This is a genomic window from Pseudomonas sp. 6D_7.1_Bac1 (genome assembly GCF_025465945.1).
Classification (GTDB): domain Bacteria; phylum Pseudomonadota; class Gammaproteobacteria; order Pseudomonadales; family Pseudomonadaceae; genus Aquipseudomonas.
In genome coordinates, this window is the sequence record NZ_JANLNW010000028.1 from 33726 (window position 1) to 52380 (window position 18655).

At 60.7% G+C, this 18655-nt stretch carries 12 protein-coding genes; all 12 read right to left on the bottom strand.

What is annotated here, in order from left to right; all coding sequences use genetic code 11:
* Positions 1 to 12: 12 nt before the first annotated feature.
* Positions 13 to 2721, bottom strand: coding sequence for a hypothetical protein (locus tag NTD87_RS07945; protein ID WP_262113099.1), 2709 nt, complete (start codon positions 2719 to 2721; stop codon positions 13 to 15).
* 53 nt (positions 2722 to 2774) lie between these two features.
* On the bottom strand, positions 2775 to 4817 hold the full coding sequence (locus NTD87_RS07950; protein WP_262113101.1) for a type VI secretion system tip protein VgrG: 2043 nt from the start codon (positions 4815 to 4817) through the stop codon (positions 2775 to 2777).
* A gap of 21 nt (positions 4818 to 4838) precedes the next feature.
* Positions 4839 to 5846, bottom strand: coding sequence for a serine/threonine-protein kinase (locus tag NTD87_RS07955; RefSeq protein WP_262113102.1), 1008 nt, complete (start codon positions 5844 to 5846; stop codon positions 4839 to 4841).
* Entirely contained in the window at positions 5843 to 6571 is a 729-nt protein-coding gene (locus NTD87_RS07960) for a PP2C family protein-serine/threonine phosphatase (RefSeq protein WP_262113104.1), read from the bottom strand. The genes NTD87_RS07955 and NTD87_RS07960 overlap by 4 nt, the downstream gene beginning before the upstream one ends.
* Positions 6571 to 10104 carry a type VI secretion system membrane subunit TssM gene (gene tssM / locus NTD87_RS07965; protein WP_262113106.1) on the bottom strand — a complete coding sequence of 1178 codons (3534 nt, stop codon included), beginning with the start codon at positions 10102 to 10104 and terminating at the stop codon, positions 6571 to 6573. Before tssM ends, NTD87_RS07960 begins: the two co-directional genes overlap by 1 nt.
* Positions 10105 to 10118: 14 nt before the next feature.
* Positions 10119 to 10994 carry a type IVB secretion system protein IcmH/DotU gene (gene icmH / locus NTD87_RS07970; RefSeq protein WP_262113108.1) on the bottom strand — a complete coding sequence of 292 codons (876 nt, stop codon included), beginning with the start codon at positions 10992 to 10994 and terminating at the stop codon, positions 10119 to 10121.
* Positions 10995 to 10999: 5 nt separating this feature from the next.
* Complete coding sequence (tssK, locus tag NTD87_RS07975; protein WP_262113110.1) at positions 11000 to 12331, bottom strand: type VI secretion system baseplate subunit TssK; 1332 nt, start codon at positions 12329 to 12331, stop codon at positions 11000 to 11002.
* Between the two features lie 2 nt (positions 12332 to 12333).
* Positions 12334 to 12834, bottom strand: a complete 501-nt coding sequence (tssJ, locus tag NTD87_RS07980; RefSeq protein WP_262113112.1) for a type VI secretion system lipoprotein TssJ — start codon at positions 12832 to 12834, stop codon at positions 12334 to 12336.
* A gap of 5 nt (positions 12835 to 12839) precedes the next feature.
* The gene (gene tagH, locus NTD87_RS07985) at positions 12840 to 14039 is read right to left on the bottom strand and encodes a type VI secretion system-associated FHA domain protein TagH (RefSeq protein WP_262113113.1); all 1200 of its coding nucleotides are present in this window, start codon (positions 14037 to 14039) and stop codon (positions 12840 to 12842) included.
* 17 nt (positions 14040 to 14056) lie between these two features.
* Positions 14057 to 14197 (bottom strand): type VI secretion protein, encoded by a 141-nt coding sequence (locus tag NTD87_RS07990; RefSeq protein ID WP_262113114.1) that lies wholly within the window; start codon positions 14195 to 14197, stop codon positions 14057 to 14059.
* Positions 14198 to 14467: 270 nt separating this feature from the next.
* Entirely contained in the window at positions 14468 to 15985 is a 1518-nt protein-coding gene (locus NTD87_RS07995) for a sigma-54 interaction domain-containing protein (protein ID WP_262113116.1), read from the bottom strand.
* Positions 15986 to 15995: 10 nt separating this feature from the next.
* The gene (gene tssH / locus NTD87_RS08000; protein ID WP_262113117.1) at positions 15996 to 18650 is read right to left on the bottom strand and encodes a type VI secretion system ATPase TssH; all 2655 of its coding nucleotides are present in this window, start codon (positions 18648 to 18650) and stop codon (positions 15996 to 15998) included.
* Between the last annotated feature and the right edge of the window lie 5 nt (positions 18651 to 18655).

Below are 18655 nucleotides of genomic sequence, written 5' to 3' on the forward strand. Positions count from 1 at the left end.
CCTGAAAACAAATCATCCCGCACACCCCCCAAAATCACTATTTATTAATGCGATAATCTCCTTGCTAAATGTCTTCCGATTAGCAAGCTGATCCAATCCTGTATTGATTTTCCTAGTAACGTTTTTAATTTTCAAGTCAATATCTAAAGAGGTGTCATCCGCAATAATCCCAATATTGTTAACTTTCCAAAACCAGCAACCCGATGCAATAATCGCATTGACATCGGTTTCAGCTAACGATGGGGTTGCATCGATCTGTATACCAATGGCGTCGGCACATCTCCTGTAGGTCTCGTAAAATGTAAGATGCAGAAGTCCGCGCCCTCGGTAGTCGTTGTTCGGATAGTCGCTGCTTCCAAAACTGTGCTGCCCATATGCTGGGTCGTTACCCAACAAATGATCATCAATATATTGTAACTTCTGTTGATTTGTAAGGTTAAGTCCTTTACGAATAAAGCCGTTGTTGATCGCCGTGGGCGCCAACGCAAACAAACTAGTCGGTGTAAACGTCGCGCGTGAGTAATTCAAGCTCTCTCTAAACTTAGTAAACCTTTGCGTCTCGACTTTACCCTGCCCCAATATTAGGGCCACCTGAGAACAGGTAGTAATTCCATACTTTCCAAAAAGTACATTCGCAGTATCGGCGAAGTCTTTGATAAATCCATCTGACACTGACGGGGCTACAATCTTCCTCATAAACTGTGGTGTAAGGGCGATATTTTTCCCGCACTTCTTACACTTGCTAGACCCTGACCTAAGAAAACTTGAAACTAGTCCAACAGGATGAATATGCTGCACATTAATATCGCTAGTTATTCCTTGCTGTCCAACCAACTTATCCCACCAACCCAAACGCTCAATCCGCGCCTTCTCTTCAACCCATCCCTTATGCGGATCCGAGTCGTTATGCCCCATCAGTTCATCCAGGGCATCCCATTTTTCTGACTTGTATTGCCACTCGCTTTCGTAGCGTGTGACCATCTGAGAAATAGGTTGAGAGAACCAAGGCTTACCGAGAGCTTCTGTTATTTCTTCAGGTTTGAGTTTGCTATCACCATTCTTATCGAGGATTTTATACAGCTGTTTCTTCGTAAGACTATCGTCAGCGTTTCCAACGTTCGGCAGGTAAGTAGCACGCTCCTCATCATTCAGACTTTCCTGCGCATGAAGAAACGCAGCCAAGTGGTCCACATTGCTGACAGTTTCTTCGATAAAAGTGAAGCCTTCCCACTCAAAGGGCGAATGGCGCGACAACGTGGTGTCCGGTTCCGCGAACCAACCGTTGATCTCGTTGCCATCCGCGTCGCCCAGCAGTCCATCTAGACGCCACCAAAACGTGTAGGTGGTTGTTCCGCCCATGACGACAGGCACCTTGATTTTCTTCTCGGCAGGTAACGCTTCCAGCACACTGACAGGAACCAAAAAATCATAGCCGACCTTTTTGTGGGCGTCGGTCACTTTGGGTGGGTTCGTAGCGTTCATGCCTTGCACGTGAGTGATCAACAGGCTGTCTTTGGGGATCTTGAGCAGTGTCTTCTCGGTAGCCGGCAAACTGGAGGCCTTGGACTTGCTCAGCTCAGTAAACGCCTTGACGTCTTCGCAACTGAACACTTCCAGATGCAGCAAATTCTTCGGTGCGGGGTCCGAGTGGTTCTGATATTTCCCTACATGACCAATCAGGCTGCCAGCTTTTATAGGAAATGGTCGCTCCAACAGATGAACCGTATTCTTCTCAGCTGGTTCACTCTTCGTTTCAAGCAAACTCTTCCGGATATAACCGAGTATTCCGTTGCTAGCGGTCAGAGCGGGAATAGAGCTACCGCTGACGATTTCTATCAGTTTCTGGTATTCAGTGCTTGCCCCGTCATTCCCGATTTTTACTTGGGTCCCAATAGGCAATATGGCCGTTGTGGCGCTTGTCTGGTTAGCACCCGCATGAACGGCAAGGCCTTTTTGAGGTGGGGTCATCTCGTCTTTCGCTGCAACACCTATGACGTAGCTGTTAGGTGTTGGACCATCCGTCATTTCTCCTTTGTAGACCCACCCGGTTCCCGGGGGGAGACTGGCATCCGCAGGAGTGACATTCACCACCTTGAGCCAACCGTGATCCTCTTCACCCGTCTCTACGAGTGTGCCGCGAGGCAACACGGTTAAGACAGTGCCGTAACCAGGATTATTCTTCGGCCCCTGTCGAACCCTCAGTCCTAGAATTTTGTCATTAGCTGATGCCTTGACCTGAGATATGCCACCACTCCAGAACGCGGGCCGATCTAATGCGGGAGTTAAACGATAACCCTCCCAATCCAGCAAATGCATATACAGACTGAAAAAGGTCAGGCTTGGCCCTGCCGCAGCTGGCGCACCAGGGGCAGGTGCTGGCGCAGGAGGCATGGGAACCTCCAAACGGTGTTTAACCAACACAAAACCTGTTGAAAAGACTGAATGCGTCGAGCCGAAATCTGATTTTGGATAAACCTCATCAATGCGGTAGGCAACCACCTCGCCATCCGCAATACAGCGCACCTCGGCCTTATCCCCCACCAGCCCTGTGGCCTCGTCGAAGTGAATACCACCATGCCATAGGCCATTGGAGCCCAATGGGTAGTAACCATCCTTGGCCTGCGCCAATGCCTTGTAATACTGCTGTGGATCCGTCGCTTCTGCGCCCCCTACTTTGAAGGGATACGACCATTTCTCTACTTTGCTGGTTGTCTCAGTCATTACCAATTACCTGAATCCTGATCCCTGGTGGCTTGGAGTGCCGTCGGTGTCTGTTAGCCGGAAAAATTGAGCATTCGTTTCGGTTTGCGTTTGATCTGTTCCTCAGGCGCATTCCCCAACGCCTGATCCATCAAACTCCCCGCCTTATCCTTATCCGCAGCCCCCGGCAGCACCGGCGGCTTAATCCCAATCCCCGTCCCACTCCCCGCCGAGCCCCCAGCATTCACTTTCACCACCGGCCCAACCACCGTCACGCCACCCGCATCCAGCTTGATAAAACTCCCACCCCCCTTGATGGTCAGTTCCGATCCCGCCTCGATGACCATTTTGTCGCCGGCCTTGAGGTGGATTTCTCTTCCAACGCTGGTCAGTTGGGCGGTGCCGAGTTTGATGTGTTGGTTCTGGCCGATGGTCAGGTGGTCGTCCATGCGGGTTTCGACTTTGCGGTCGGCAATTGTGGTGCGGTGTTCTTCGGCTTTGAGTTCGGTGTAGGTGTTCTTTTCGACGGTGTCGTGGCGTTCGTTGCCGACGCGGATTTTTTGGTCGTGTTCGATGTTTTCATCCCAGTCGCGCTGGGCGTGGATGAAGATTTGTTCGGCGCCTTTTTTGTCTTCGATGCGCAGTTCGTTGTAGCCGCCGCCACCGGGGGAGCTGAGGGTTTTGAAGACGGTGCGGGTTTTGTTCGCCGGCAGGCCGTACGGCACCTGGTTTTCCTTGTGGTACAGGCAGCCGGTCACCAGCGGTTGGTCGGGGTCGCCTTCGAGGAAGGTGACGAGCACTTCCATGCCGATGCGCGGGATGGCGATGGCGCCGTAGCGGTCGCCGGCCCAGCTGCTTGATACGCGCAGCCAGCAGCTGGTTTTGTCGTCGGCCAGGCCTTCGCGGTCCCAGTGGAATTGCACTTTCACGCGGCCGTACTGGTCGCAGTGGATTTCTTCGCCTTTGGGGCCGGTGACCTGCGCGGTCTGGCTGCCGAGCACGCGGGGTTTGGTGTGCAACAGCGCCGGGCGGTAGAACACGTCCCACGGGGTGGCGAGGAAACGGTTGCGGTAGCCCTGGTGGAAGTCGTCCTTGTTGGCGGTGGTGTCGCTGGTCACCGACTCTTCGAGGACTTGCGGCTGTTTGCCTTCGTGGATGACTTCGGTCAGCAGCCAGAGGTCGTTCCACTCGGTGCGCGGGTGGTCGGAGATTTCCAGGAAGTGACCGCTGACCAGGGTGGTTTGGTCGCCATGGCCTTCGGCTTGCTGGTAGTCGGCGCGGTGGCGTTCCAGCGCCCGCTGGCTGAGGAACTTGCCACGGGCACGCTCGGTGAAACGGCCCGGGTAGTCGTAGTCTTCCAGGTCCGGTTCTTCACTTTTACCGTCGGGTTTGTAGGCCGACTCCAGTTGCAGGCGCGGTTTCTCGAAATCGTAGTCGCGGCGCGTGGTGCGATTGGTGCGGGTTTCCAGGCGCAGCGTGAAGCCTTTGATCACCGGCTCGTCGGCCACCATGCCGCTGCCCTGCACGTAGGCGGTGGGTTGGCCGAGTTTCGGGAACACGGTCTGGTCGTCACCGAACACCAATTTGTGGCCCTTCGCGTCGTGCTGGAAGTGGTAGTGAATGCCCTCTTCCTCGCACAACCGCTGGACGAAATGCAGGTCGGATTCGTCGTACTGCACGCAGTAGTCGCGATCCGGGCATGGCTGGCTCAGCTGGAAGCTGTAGGCGTTACCCTTGATGCCGTGTTCTTCGAGGATCAGCGCGATGATTTTCGGCGCCGACATCTGCTGGTAGATGCGCTGGTTGGTGCGGTGGCGCAGGTATTCGAGTTGCGGCACCAGGGACACTTTGTAGCGAGTCAGGCGCTTGCCGGCATCACCTTGGGCGACACGGTAGATCTGCCCATGAATGCCACTGCCATTAGGGTCGAACGCGAGGAATGCCTGTTTGTGCAGCAGCGTTTCAAGGTCAAGGTCCGGGTTTTCGCTGACCAGTTCCAGGTCAAAACGAAAGGTCTGGCTGATGCCTTCAGTGCCGGTGAACGACAGCACTTGCAGGTCACCCTGAAAGTCCGCAACGGTCAGACTGAAATGGGTTTCGTTAGAAGGGTTGAACATTGCTTGCTCCCTGTTCGGTAATCATCCGTTACGCCGATGTAGCCAGCGTTGCAGCCAGGAGGAAGTGGCGCCTAGGGCGTCACGCAGTTGTGCGGCCGTCACGGTGCGTGCCGCCGCATCGAAAGCCAGCGCGGTTCGCAGCGCCGGCCAGCAGTGTTTCGGTAGGTGCCTGGGCGCTTGCAGTTCGCGGTCCAGGCGTTCGTCACGGGCCTGGGTCGACGGCAATCGGCGGAACGGGTGTTTGCCGTCCGCCAGTTCATAAATCACGCAGGCCACCGCGAAGAGGTCGGCGCTGGCGGTCAGCGGCGCGCCTTCCAGCAATTCCGGCGCGGCATAGCCTGGGGTCCAGGCGTTGAAACGGCTGCGGCTCAAGTGTGGCAGGCCGGGCAATACGCCCTCCTCGGCCTGACCGAGGCCGAAGTCGAACAAGCGCACGCCCTCCTCGCTGAGCATCACGTTGCTCGGTTTCAAATCGCCGTGCAGCACGCCGCGACCGTGGGCATAAGCCAACGCGTCGAGCAGCGGCAGCGCGATGTCACGCAATTCTTGCCACGGCAGGCCCAGGGGCCGTTCGCAGAGCAGTTTGTCCAGCGTCAGCCCACGCATCAGTTCCATGGTGATGAAGGCGCGCTGGCACTCGGTGTCCACTTCAAAGGTGTGCAAACGCAGCACGTTGGAGTGGCGCAGGCGCCGGGTCAGGGCGAACTCGCTGTAGAGCAAGGCACTGGCGTCCGGCGATTCGGCAAATTCTTCGCTGAGGATTTTCAGCGCTATGTAAGGGTCGGGGTCACCGAACTGTTCGTGTAGCAGGTCCCGTGCGCGATACACCGCGCCCATGCCACCGGCGCCGAGCAAGCGCTCGATGCGGTAACGCCCCGCCAACACATCCGGCAACGCGCCAACGCTGGCCCGGGTCGGCGCCACGGCATGCGGCGCGTCATGGGGTTTGGCGAAGGCGAAGTAGGTCAGGTTGGCGGCCTCGTCTTCGCCGATCAGCAGCTCGTCGAGCACCGGCTTGAGTTCACTCATTGGCGGACCACCACGGCGGTCAGGTTGTCCCGCGCCGAACCGCGCAACGCGCCGTCGAACAACCGCTCCAGCGCCACATGCGGCGCGGTCAGGCTCAAGGCGTTGCCCAGCGCGTCGCTGCTCAAGCCCTGGTACAAACCGTCGCTGCACAGCAGAAACGCATCACCGGGATAGACCTCGAGTTCGAGCACGTCCAGGGTCAACTGCTCGCTGGCCCCGACCGCACGGGTCAAGGCACTGGCGGCCGGATGAGCCTTGGCTTGCTCGACGCTCATCTGTTGTTCGTCAATCAGTTGCTGCATCAGCGAATGGTCCTTGGACAGCTGATACAAGCGCTGTCCACGCCACAGGTAACAACGGCTGTCGCCGGCCCAGATGCAGGCCGCACGATTGCCGTCCACCAACAACGCCACCACCGTGCTGCCCATGATGCTGTCATGGCGCCCGGCGGTGACGGTCAATTCCTGGCCCAAGCGGCGGTTGAGCCAGTGCAGGCACTGGCGCACGCCTTTGAGCCGCTCGTCGAAGCTGTCTTCGACGGGCAATTCCGCCAGGCTGGCGACGATCAACTGGCTGGCGATGTCGCCACCCTGATGACCGCCCATGCCGTCCGCGACCACCCACAATCCCTGCTGTGGGCTGTCGAGGAAGGCATCTTCGTTGCGCGCCCGAACCTTGCCCGGATCGGTACGCGCCGCGCTGCGCCAGGGGCTGGCAACCAGCATCAGAGCTGCACCGGCATACGGAAGGTGCGCAGCACGCCCATGTCGAACGGGTTCGGTGTGCGCTGGCTCATCAGCAGGTAGTTGGCGCGCAGGCCACCCACATCAGCCTTGAGCACCAGCACGTCGCGACCGGTCAGGTATTCGGTCTGCATCAAATCGAACAGACGGAACAGCGACCACGGGCCGTTGTTTTTCTCGATGCCGATCGGGCGGCCAGCCATTTTTTCGAGGACCAGGCTGGTGCGACCGTCTTCCGCATCGGTCGGCCATTTGAAGGCCACCGGCACGATCGGGCCATGGCGGTATTCCATGGTCTTGTCGCCAAAGCGGAATTCGGAACGGCTGACAGCCGGGTCGAGGGTGTACGGCTCCAGTTTGAACTGCACCTGCGGCTCGGCCGGGTTTTCGGCAAAGAAGCTTTGGCGGATCACTTGTGCGGCAGCCATCTGGTCGAGGTAGACCTTGGAGATCGGCAGGCTGTGACCATCGACACTGCGCAGGCGGTAGTTGCCCGGATCGCCACTGACGAACGGCCGCAGGTAGGTGTCGAAGAAGCGATCGGCGATGCCCTGCGCCTTGAAGAACTCGCGGAAGTCGCTGATGGCGACGTCGCTGGTGCTGTGGGCGTTGAACGGGTAACGCTTGTTGATCGCCTTGCCATAGAAGCTGTACAGCTCGCTCTGGTAGCGCTGGTTGAGGTACTGGTAGGAATCGTTGAGCACCAGACGCCAGGTGTCTTCGGCCAGTACGTTGAACCACACGCTGACCGGACGCGGCAAGCGGCCCGAGGCGTTGCGCAAGTTGCTCAGCGCATCGCGCTGGCCGCTCATGCGGGTCTTGGCCATTTCAAACGCAGCCTGATCCGGGGCACTGGCGCGCGCCAGGCTGGCCAGTTGCAGTTGCAGGTCGTTCAGCGCTTGCAGCGCCGGGGTCAGGTCGGCGGCCGGGCCGTTGTTGTCATCGAGCAAACGGTGCAGCGGATCGAAGCGCCGTTGCAGGGATTTCTTCGCGGTGTCCGGCAGGTTTTTGGTGGCCAATGCATCACCCGCCTTGCCTGCCACGGCTGCGGCGACCTTACCCAACGCGCCGCCCTTCTTGGCGGCGAGTTTTTCAGCCGCATCCGTCACATCTTCGGTGTTGTCGACGGCGGCCGGGAAGCGCGTGTTCTCACGCACTTCCACCAGCATTTGCAGGATCGGCGAGTTGGCGGACGTCAGCCCGGCCAGTTGTTCAGCACCTTCACCGGCGCTGTTGATCGGCTGCAACGCCACCTGACCGACCGCTTCGCTCCAGAAGTTGGCGTAGTCGCGGAAGTACAGTTGCTCCAGTTCAACCATCAGGCGGCGCAAGTCCATGCCGCTCATGCCCGCCCCTTCGCCCAGCACCCAGTTGTCACGCAGGATGTCGGTGACCAGTGCAGAACCCTGGACCGAGAAATACTGCTGATAACCCTGTTGGGTGTAGAACCCCGGGATCGCGTAGTCGGTACCGACGAACAGGCTGCCCTGTGGACCGAGGTGCTGGCTGAAGCGGTATTCCGGCAGGTTGCGGGCCTGCTCGCGCAGCATCCGGTAGACCACCGTGGCCAGGGATTCGCTGCGCAAAACCTGACGCGCCTGGGCAACCAGTGCATCGTTGAGCGGGTAGATAAACGGCTGCTTGAGCAGGCGTTCGAAATGCGCGTTCAGGCCGTTCTGCACCGCCGTGTTGCCGGCGTAACGCACGGACCAGTCCTGCGCCAACCAATCTTGCAGCCATGCAGGGTCGCGACGGTCCTTCATGTTCAGCATCAGGTAGGCGCGCAGGCTGTTGAGCAGGCGATCGCGGTCTTTCATGTTGTTGCGGATCTGCCCTTCGAGCAGTTGCGCCACCCGTGGCAGCAGCTGGGTTTCAAGTTCACGCTGATACGCGTCCTTGACCACCGGGTTGCTCTCTTTACCCTGATACAGACCACCGCGCTCGAATATCGACACGTCGCCTTTCGGCGGGAAAACCTTGGTCGCCTCATAGCTGGTATCGAGGGTCTTGAGCACGCCCATCGCATCATCGCGAGCGGTCAGCGCCGAGCGCTGCTGGTTCCAGGTTTGCGCCAGCGAACGCAGGTGTTCCAGGCGTTCGTAGTTGGCGGAGAAACCCGTGGCCCAGAGCAGACCGAACAGGCCCAGCGCCGCGAGTGCACCGACGTACAACGCACGCTGGCCCCAATGGATGCGGCTGCGTTCGCGCTTGTCCAGACCGGCCAGGTCGGCCTCGGGGAAAATCACCCGACTGAGCAAGTGGTGGATAAACCGCGAGCGACCACTGCGCAAGGTCGGCAACACGCCGCTGTTGATGCCCAGGCTGGCGCCGATGCCGGCGGTGCTTTGGTCCATCTGTTGGTTCAGGTGCGGCGCGCTGGTCAGGTAGAAACCGCGCAACTGGCTGACGCGCTGGTAGCGGTTGCCGGTGAACGCCATGTCGACGAACAGGCAAAGATGCTCGCCGATCTGCCCCAGTTGATGCGGGAAGTCGAGGATGCGGCCACGGCGCTGGGTGTCGCGCTCCTGGTGCATGCGCATGATCACCTGGCTGTTGAGCCGACGCAGCAGCTCTTCAAACTCGGCGCGCAGCACCGCCACGTCGGTACCGCTCTGTTCTTTGCGGAAGCTGGTACCGAGCACCTGATCGCTTTCTTCGCGGGTCAGCTGATCGAAGAACTCATCGAAGCCCAGCAACTGGTCGGCCTTGCTCAGCACCAGATAGATTGGCAGGTCGACGTGGAGTTTTTGATGCACTTCTTGCAGGCGCGCACGCACCTGACGCGCCAGGGTGTCGATATCCTGCTCGTTGCCACCGAGCAGCAGTTCCACCGGAATGGTCACCAGCACGCCGTTCAACGGACGGTTGCGACGACGCTTGCGTAGCAGGTCGAGCAAGGTGGTCCAGGCGTTGCCGTCGACATCCACGTCCGGCTGGGCCAGGTAACGCCCGGCGGTGTCGATCAGTACGCCGTGGTCGGCGAAGTACCAGTCGCAATGACGGGTGCCGATGGTGTCGCGGGTGAGTTTGCGGTCGATCTTGTTGATCGGAAACTCAAGGCCCGAGAAGTCCAGCAGACTGGTTTTGCCGCTGCCCTGCGGACCGATCAGCAGGTACCACGGCAGATCGTTGCGCCAGCGTTCGCTGCGACCGCGATACAGACTGGAGGTCTTCAAGGTGCGCAGTGCGTCTTTGAAGCGTGCGCGCAGCTCTTTCTGTTCCTCGTCGATCAGCTCTTCGCGGCGAATACGATCCTGGCCGTCTTCGGTTTCTTCGACGGCTTTTTTGCGCACACCGGCGCGCCAGCTGACGAAGACCATGGTCAGGCCCCAGATCAGGAACAGCACGCTGATGGTCAGCAGGCGCGAGGTCGAGCCTTCCCAGAATTTGTAATCGTTGACGGCCAACAGCGGTCCGACGAACCACACCAGCAGCGCCACGAACAGCACCAACAGCAGGGTCCAGACCCAGGTCTTGCGCAAGAACGCACCGACTCTTTTGAAAAACTTTTTCATCACACGTCCCTGTTTTACGGCTTCAACTGCGGCTGAACCGCGGCCGGATCAAGCGGCTGATAAGGTTGCAGAACGGTGTCGCGCTGCTCGCCGAGCACCCAGGCAAAGCCCGAATACATCACCACCAGGCACACCAGGGTAAACAGCGCCACCATCCACCACGGCACGATGCGCACCAGGCTGCGACGCTTGTCGTTGAGGCCTTCCCAGTGCGGCGACAGCTCACGCGGCACGTCGCCACGCAGCTGGCGAATCTGCCGGTAGAGCGCATCGCGAATGCCGTCGAGTTCCAGCATGCCGCGCGCCTGCACCCGGTACTTGCCCTCGAAACCGAGCGACAGGCACAGGTACATCAGTTCCAGCATCGGCAGGTGTTTGACCGGATTCTTTGACAGACGATCGAGCAGCTGGAAGAATTTCTCGCCGCCAAAGGTCTCGTTGTGGAAGCTACTGAGCAGGCTCATTTGCGACCACTCGCTTTCGTTGCCCCACGGGGTGGTGACCACCGCTTCGTCGACCACGGTGCAGAGCACGTAACGCGCGGCCATCACCTGGCTGCTCTCGGCACCGTTGTGCAACGCACGGACTTCGAACAGTTTCAGCGCCGCGGTGAGCCGCTCGTTGAGGGCGTGCATGTCTTCGCGGGTGTCGCTGTGCTTGAGCCGCACCACTTCCGACAGCAGGTCGGACGACGCCGCCACCAGCGAGTTGAGGCTGATGTTGAACGCTTCCGCCGGACGCAGGCGCGCGGCGTAAATCATCCGTTCTTCCAGTTGCTCGAAACGCGGCGGCGCAGCGAAATCGGTCAGCGGGCTCTGTGCCGGGCCATGGCCCTGACGGTCCAGAAGGACGGTTTTGTCATCCTGGCTGTGATCCATTTCCTTCATCATGTCGGTCAGTTCCTGATGGCCCAGAATTTCAGTTCAAGCTCGGCGAATTCGCCGGACACGTGGAACGCGAAGCCGCCGGAGCGCTCCAGTTGTGCCAGGTCTTCGGAACTGAGTTCGAGGATGAAATAGGTTTTGTTCGAGTGAAACGGAATCTGCCGCGGCGCCACCGGCAAGGGTTTGACCTTGATGCCCGGCAAGTGCAGGTTGACCAGTTGGCGGATGCGCTCCACCGGGCCGACCTTGAGGTGCGCCGGCAGGCGATGGCGCAGCTCTTCGGAGTCGCAGTTGGCGCTGGCCGCCAGCACGAACGACGCCGTGCCCAGCAGTTTGTGGTCGTGCAGCGGCGAGACGGTGATCCCGTACTGACGCGCTTGCAGCACCAGCTCGATGGCGTGCTGTTCCAGCACCATCGACAGCACCTGACGAATCGCTTCCATCAGTTTGCGGAAGCTCGCGCCCTGATCGCTGTGCTGATAGCGGCTGTCCAGACGCGGACGTTTGCTGTCGCTGGCAAAGGTCGACAGATCGCCGAGCATCGACAGCAGCGTGCGGTACAACTCTTCCGGGTGAACCTGTTCCAGGCCCAGGTAATGGCGCAGGACCAGTTCGGTGCGGTTGATCAGTTGCAGCATCATGAAGTCGCCGACTTCCGCACCGCCGACCTTGCCGTTGGAGCGAATCCGGTCGGCAATGGTGTCGCCACGGTGGCCGAGCATGCTGATGACTTCTTTGAGGCACGACAGCAGGTAGCCGGACGCATGAGCGTGGATGAAGGTCGGGACGAAGTCCGGGTCGAGGCTGATCACGCCGTCGGGCGTGGTGTCGAGCACTTCGCAGAGTTTCAGTTTGACGTAGGCCTGGTCGCTCTGCTGCTCGCCGAGCAACAAGCGAAAGTCCGGGCGCGCACAGCTGACCTGGCTGCTGGAATCATCGCCGGCGTTGGAGTCGGCCACTTCCGCTTCGTACGCGGTGTAACGCGCCAGCACGTCGGATTGCTCGGGGCGACGGGACTCGATGTGGTTGCCGGTGACCAGCGGCAAGGCCAGGTAGATCGGCGTGTTGCCGGTGTTCGGCGGAACGTCGAGGGCCAGCGGTTCGGTATTCCCGCCGAGTTCGAACAGGCTGCCGTCCGGGAGAATCCCCGAGGCCTGGCTGACCACCAGTTTGCCCATGTTGAGGAACTGCAAATCGATCTCGAGCCCCAGAAAACCCCAGGTGTAACTGCCCAGCAACTGGGTGCGGGTTTTCATCTGGTTGTCGTAGTAGCGATCGTTGTGCTGGAAGTGTTGCGGACGCAGCAACATGCCTTCCTGCCAAATGACTTTGTGCACGTTCATGTTCAGTCAACCGCCTTGGCGAGCGTTTCGTTTTTGTTATGGATACCGCTCTGATCGAGGGTCAGATCGGCCACGGTCAGATCGGCCGGGGTGACTTGAATCACGTAGCGCCATTGGGTTTCGCGCAGGTCGCGATATGCCGCGAGCACGCCAACGTAGCGGCTGCCGCTTTCGACGCTGAGCTTGAACTCGGCGGTTTCGCCCGGACGCAGCTCCAGCTCTTCGCTGGCCACCAGGTCCGGTGACAGGGATTCCTTGGCGCGCTCGTACAGGCTGAAGAAGTCAGCGTTTTCGAAGGCCACCGGGTGTTTGAGCTCAATCAACCGTACGACAATCGGCGACGGCCGGCCGTTGAGGTCCGGGTTGACCTGATCGCTGGCGGTCAGCTTGAGGTTGAGCTTGGTGACGGTGGAGTACGGCGAAATCGTCGAGCAACCGGCCAGCCACACCAGGGCGATGAGCGCAGCCAGCATCTTGATTAATACGGTCTTGCAGCCAGACATGCGCATCATCCTTGGTGTTCGGTGTGAAGGGTGGAAATCAGACGGATCTGTTCTTCGTAGGCCTGGGCGAAGTCCCGCGCCAGCAGGCGCTCGCTCCAGTCATCGTCCTGACGCAGCGCCTGGTGATAACGGCCATAAGCTCTCCAGCGACTGCCCGACGTGGCGAGCAGCGGCTTGTTGCCGTCGCGCTCGAAACGCAGGGTCAGTTGCTGTGGCGAGAAGTGTTCGAGGGTGCCGCGTACCGCCGCGCGGCTGGCGGTGAGCAAGGCCACCTGATGCGCCTGCAAATCACGGAACGCCCGCGAGATCGCCTGCCCGGCCGGCAACTGACCGGGTTTGTCGCCCTGCAGCAGAATGCCCAGTGCTTCGCTGGCATCGACGGCAAATTTCAGCGGGTTTTTGCCGGTGCCTTGAACCGTGGTCTGCGCCAGACGCAGTTCGTTTTTCAGCTCCGAACGGGTGCGCAGGCTCTGCTGCAATCCGCCGACGCTTTGCTTGAGCAAGCGTGCGGCGTTGATCGCCAGGGCTTCGCGGCTGTCGTGATCGAGGCCTTTGAGGTCGACGCCCAGCGCATCACCGAAATGTTCCCAGAAGCCTTCGCTTTGGCGCTCGACAGCCTTGGGCGCCGGTGCAGGTTCCGGCGCGGCAGGCGCGGCCACCAGTTCCGGCACCAGCAAGCTTTCCATGTCGATGCGCGCGTAGTCGGCACGCTGACGCGGCTCTTGGCGCGGTGCGTTGAGGGCGCTCAGTTCGTCGATTTCCGAGTAGACCCGCTCCTGCTGATCGAGCGCGTTGAGCGGATCGAGGTCGAGGAACGCATCGTCTGGAATGATGCTGCCGGCTGCTTGTGGACGACCGACTTCGGTATCGAAGGTGGCCGGATCGCGCACCAGCCGCGCACGGATTTCGAAATCCCCCAGCACGTAGACGCTGCCGTGTTCGATGCGCTGTGCTTCACCCTTGCGCAGACGCGCGCCGCTTTCGCTGGCCTGAATACCGTTGCTGCTGGTATCGGTCAGGAAAAACGTGCCGTCGCGATAGCTGATCAGCGCGTGATGGTTGGACAGGTGACGCTTGCGGTCCGGAATGATCCAGTCGCAATCCTCGCCCCGCCCGATCACGCCGCCGGCCTGCTTGAAGGTCTTTTGGCACAAATCCGTGGGCACGAACTGCTTGGTGTTCAGCATTTCGAAAACCAGTTCCATGATGTCGCTCCTTGCGGTCACTTGCCGCGATTGACCGCCTGCGGATCACCCAATGGGCGATAGGTGTTGTCGTTGAATTTGTAATTGCCGCTACAGCCGCCGAGGCCGCTTAGAACGACGAGGGTCAGCAGGACGGCTTGCCAGTGACGAACAGACATCAGAAGGTCTCCAGGGCTAAACAATGCACAAAGCGCCGGCCCTTGAGGGCGGCGCTGACAGAAGTGGATGAGGTGAAATCGAGCGCTCCAGCCAGAGGCCTTGAGCCAAGCCTCTGTGGCGAGGGAGCTTGCTCCCGCTCGAGTGCGCAGCAGTCGTAAACCAGCGGATGCGGTTTCATTGAAACACCGCGGCGCATGGTTTTGGGGCTGCTTCGCAGCCCAGCGGGAGCAAGCTCCCTCGCCACAGGTCGTGCCTGGTTCAACATTGGGCTATGCATCGAAATCTCCGAGATTGATGTTCAGGCGCCCGAGGCGGTACAGCAGCGTGCGGCGCGGCAGGCCGAGTTCACGGGCCGCGAGGGTTTGGTTGCCGTCGTTTTTGCGCAGGCAATCGAGCAACAGACTGCGTTCGACCTGCTCCAGACGTTCGCGCAGGTTCAGGCTGCTTTCCTCAGGCGCGACGTCGATGCGCAACGAAAAATGCTCGGCCAGCAACTCGCCGCCTTCGCAGAGCAGTACGGCGCGTTCGACCAGCCCCTTGAGCTCTCGAACGTTGCCGGGGAACGCATAGCTCGACAGGTGATCGAGCGCCGCGTCGGACCAGCGCACCGCATCGCGTTGCAGGAAGGCACAGGCCTTGTCGGCAAAATGTCGGGCCAGATCAAGGATGTCGCCTTCACGCTGACGCAAGGCCGGCAGCTCAATCGGAAACTGCGCGAGGCGGTAGTACAGGTCTTCGCGGAACTTGCCTTCGCTGACCAGCACCGCCAGGTCCCGGTGGGTCGCGGCGATGATGCGCACGTCGATTTTATGGGTGTCGTTGGAGCCCAGCGGACGAATCTCGCCTTCCTGCAAGACCCGCAGCAACTTGGCTTGCAGGGACAGCGGCATGTCGCCGATTTCGTCCAGCAACAAGGTGCCGCCATTGGCCGCATCGAACAGCCCGGCGCGGTCACGGTCGGCACCGGTGAAGGCGCCTTTGCGGTAGCCGAACAGTTCGCTTTCCAGCAGGTTCTCGGGGAATGCTGCACAGTTCTGCACGATGAACGCCTGGGAACGGCGCGGCCCGCAATCGTGGATGGCCCGCGCCACCACTTCCTTGCCGGTGCCGGTTTCGCCGCGCAACAACACGGTGTACGGGCTGTGCAGCACCTTGCTGATCAACTGGTAGGTCTGGCGCATCGCCGAGCTCTTGCCGATCAATCCATAACCGCTGGCGCTGGGCACATTGCTGGTCTTCGGCGATACATCGCCCACCGGCTGGCGCAGGCGTTGCAGCAGGTGCAATTGCCCGAGCACGAACGAACCCAGTTGCCCGAGCGAATCGGCGAACCCCTGCAATTCGACCTGTTCGCGGCTGGCGCACAACAACAGGCCAACCACCGCTTTTTGCGGATTGACCAACGGCACGCACAGCAGTGACTGCCACGGCGTTGCCTGAGCCGGCAGGAAACTGGTTTCGTGCAGGCTGCCACTGAGCCCCGTGAGGCTGAGCACGCGGTTCTGGCACAGGGCAAACTGCAGCAGTTGCTCGCCGTTGTAGTCGGCTGGCAGGCTCGCGGTTTCCCGTGGTTGCAGGATGCCCTGCAAACACTCGGCGTTCAGCCCGAGGCTGGTGTGGGTGGCGTCGAGCAGGTACAGCTGGCTCAGCTCACAGCCACTGAGTTCGGCCACCGCCCGCACGAAGTCACCCAGCAGCGCCGCGCCGTCAGCCGCGCGCGACAAGCTGGCGAACTGCGCCAGCAAGGCTTCGGCATAGACCAGCGGTTGCGGCACTCGAGTGAACATCACACCCACCTCAGGCGAACTCGCAGGTCACGCTGGCGGCGCCATCGAGCGTCGCGTGAACGCGCTTGAGGCTTTCGCCGGTAGCCATCGCATCAAGCAGGCGATCAGCGACCAGCGGCAGCACATGCAGATCGAGCAAGTGGTCGATCAGGCGCGCGCCGCTGTCGCTTTGGGTGCAACGCTCGGCCAGGTGATCGACGAGGTTCTGGCAATAGCTGAAGTCCAGCTGACGGCGGTTCAGGCGTTCGCCCAAACGCCCCAGTTTGATTTCGATCAGTTCGCGCAGCACCGGGCCGCCGACCGGGTAGTACGGGACCACGCGCATACGCGCCAGCAGGGCCGGCTTGAAATGTTTGCTGAGCACCGGGCGAATGGTTTCTTCAAGGACTTCGGCGGTCGGCCGCGCACCGTTCTCGCAGAGTTCGCTGATGCGGTCGCTGCCCAGGTTCGAGGTCATCAGGATCAGCGTGTTGCGGAAGTCGATTTCACGCCCTTCCCCGTCGTTGGCCACGCCTTTGTCGAAGATTTGGTAGAACAGGTTGAGCACGTCCGGGTCGGCCTTCTCGACTTCATCGAGCAGCACCACCGAGTACGGTTTCTGCCGCACGGCTTCGGTCAGCATGCCGCCTTCGCCGTAACCGACGTAGCCCGGCGGTGCACCGATCAGGCGCGAGACGGTGTGCTTTTCCTGGAACTCGGACATGTTGATGGTGGTGATGAAACGATCACCGCCGTACAACAAGTCGGCCAGCGCCAGCGCAGTTTCGGTCTTGCCGACGCCGCTCGGGCCGACCAGCAGGAACACGCCCACCGGCGCATCGGGTTTGTTCAGGCCGGCGGCGGTGGCGCGCATCGAGCGGTCCAGCGCATGAACGGCTTGTTCCTGACCGCGAATACGGGTGCGCAGATCGGTGGCGAAACTTGCGACCTTGGCGTTGTGCTCACGGGCCAGTTGCGCCAATGGCACGCCGGTCCAGGCGCTGATCACTTCAGCCACCAGACGCGGGCACACCTCGAAACTCACCAGCCGTTCTTTGACCTGGGCATCGGTCAGGGCGCGGTGGGTTTCGTTCAGCGCGGCTTCCAGGGCTTCGATGCTTTGCGCTTCGTCCACGCTCGCTTCAAGGGTTTCGATCACGGTGCCTTCGGCGTCTTCTTCGACCGAAAGTGTTGGCTCGACGGCAGCGGCTTCACGAGCCTTGGCCAGTTGCTGACGCAGCTCCAGCAAGCGCTCGGCCAGCTCTTTTTGCTCGGTCCAGAGGGTTTCCAGGGCGACCCTTTCGTCTTCGGCGGCGGCCAAACGATCTTCCAGAGCGTCCAGCGCTTCGTGATCGATCAGCAAACCGGCCTCGGCGTCGCGGCGCAGGGCCTGACGCTGACGCCCGCCTTCGGCCAGTTCACCGCGCAGGCGCTCCAGGCTTTCCGGCGCAGCGGCAAGGCTGATGCGCACGCGGGCGCAGGCGGTGTCGAGCACGTCGACGGCTTTGTCCGGCAGTTGCCGGCCGGCCAGGTAACGCGCCGACAGCTCCGCCGCTGCGACCACCGCGTCATCACGCAGATAAATGCCGTGGCTCTTCTCGTAGACCTGAGCCAGGCCGCGCAGGATGGTCACCGCTTCGCTGACGGTCGGTTCGTGCAATTGCACCGGCTGGAAGCGACGGGCCAGGGCCGGGTCTTTTTCGAAGTATTTTTTGTACTCGGCCCAGGTGGTGGCGGCGATGGTGCGCAACTCACCACGGGCCAGGGCGGGCTTGAGCAGGTTGGCGGCGTCCGAACCACCGGCATTGCCGCCCGCGCCGATCAGGGTGTGGGCTTCGTCGATGAACAGGATGATTGGTTTTGGTGAGGCTTTGACTTCGTCGATCACGCCTTTGAGGCGACGTTCGAATTCACCTTTGACGCTGGCGCCGGCTTGCAGCAGGCCCATGTCCAGCGACAGCAGTTCAACGCCCTTGAGCACTTGCGGCACTTCACCGGCCGCGATGCGCGAGGCCAGGCCTTCGACGATCGCGGTTTTACCGACGCCGGCTTCACCGACCACAATCGGGTTGTTTTTGCGGCGACGCGCAAGGATGTCGACCATCTGCCGAATCGCGCCATCGCGGCACAGCACCGGGTCGAGTTTGCCGTCGCGGGCTTGTTGGGTCAGGTTGTGGGTGAAGCGCTCCAGCAGGGATTCGCCCGGTACGGCCGGTTTGCCGGTGGCCGGTTGTTCCTTCTGCGACAGGGCAAAATCTTTCAGGCGATCAATGTTCAACTTGGCCAGCAACGGCTGATAACGGCTGCCGGCATAGCGCATCGGGTTGCGCAGCAAGGCGAGGATCAACGCGGCCTGTTCGACCTGGCTCTGGCCCAGTTCGAGATTGGCCACCAGCAACGCGTCTTGCAGCCACTGCACCAGTTCCGGGGCGAACACCGGGTTGCGCGAGGCGCTGTGCTCGACCCGCGATTGCAGCGCGGCGCTGAGTTCACCGGCGTCGACTTCGGCGTCTTGCAGCGCGCGTGCGAGCAGGCCTTGCGGGCGTTCCAGCAGGCCCAGCAGCAGGTCTTCGACGAGGATCTTGCTGCCGCCACGGGCAACACAGCGTTCGGCCGAACTTTCCAGGTCACGACGGGTTTCGGCGTCCAGCGCCTGGATCAGTTGTTGCAGGTCTACGTTGATCATAGGTC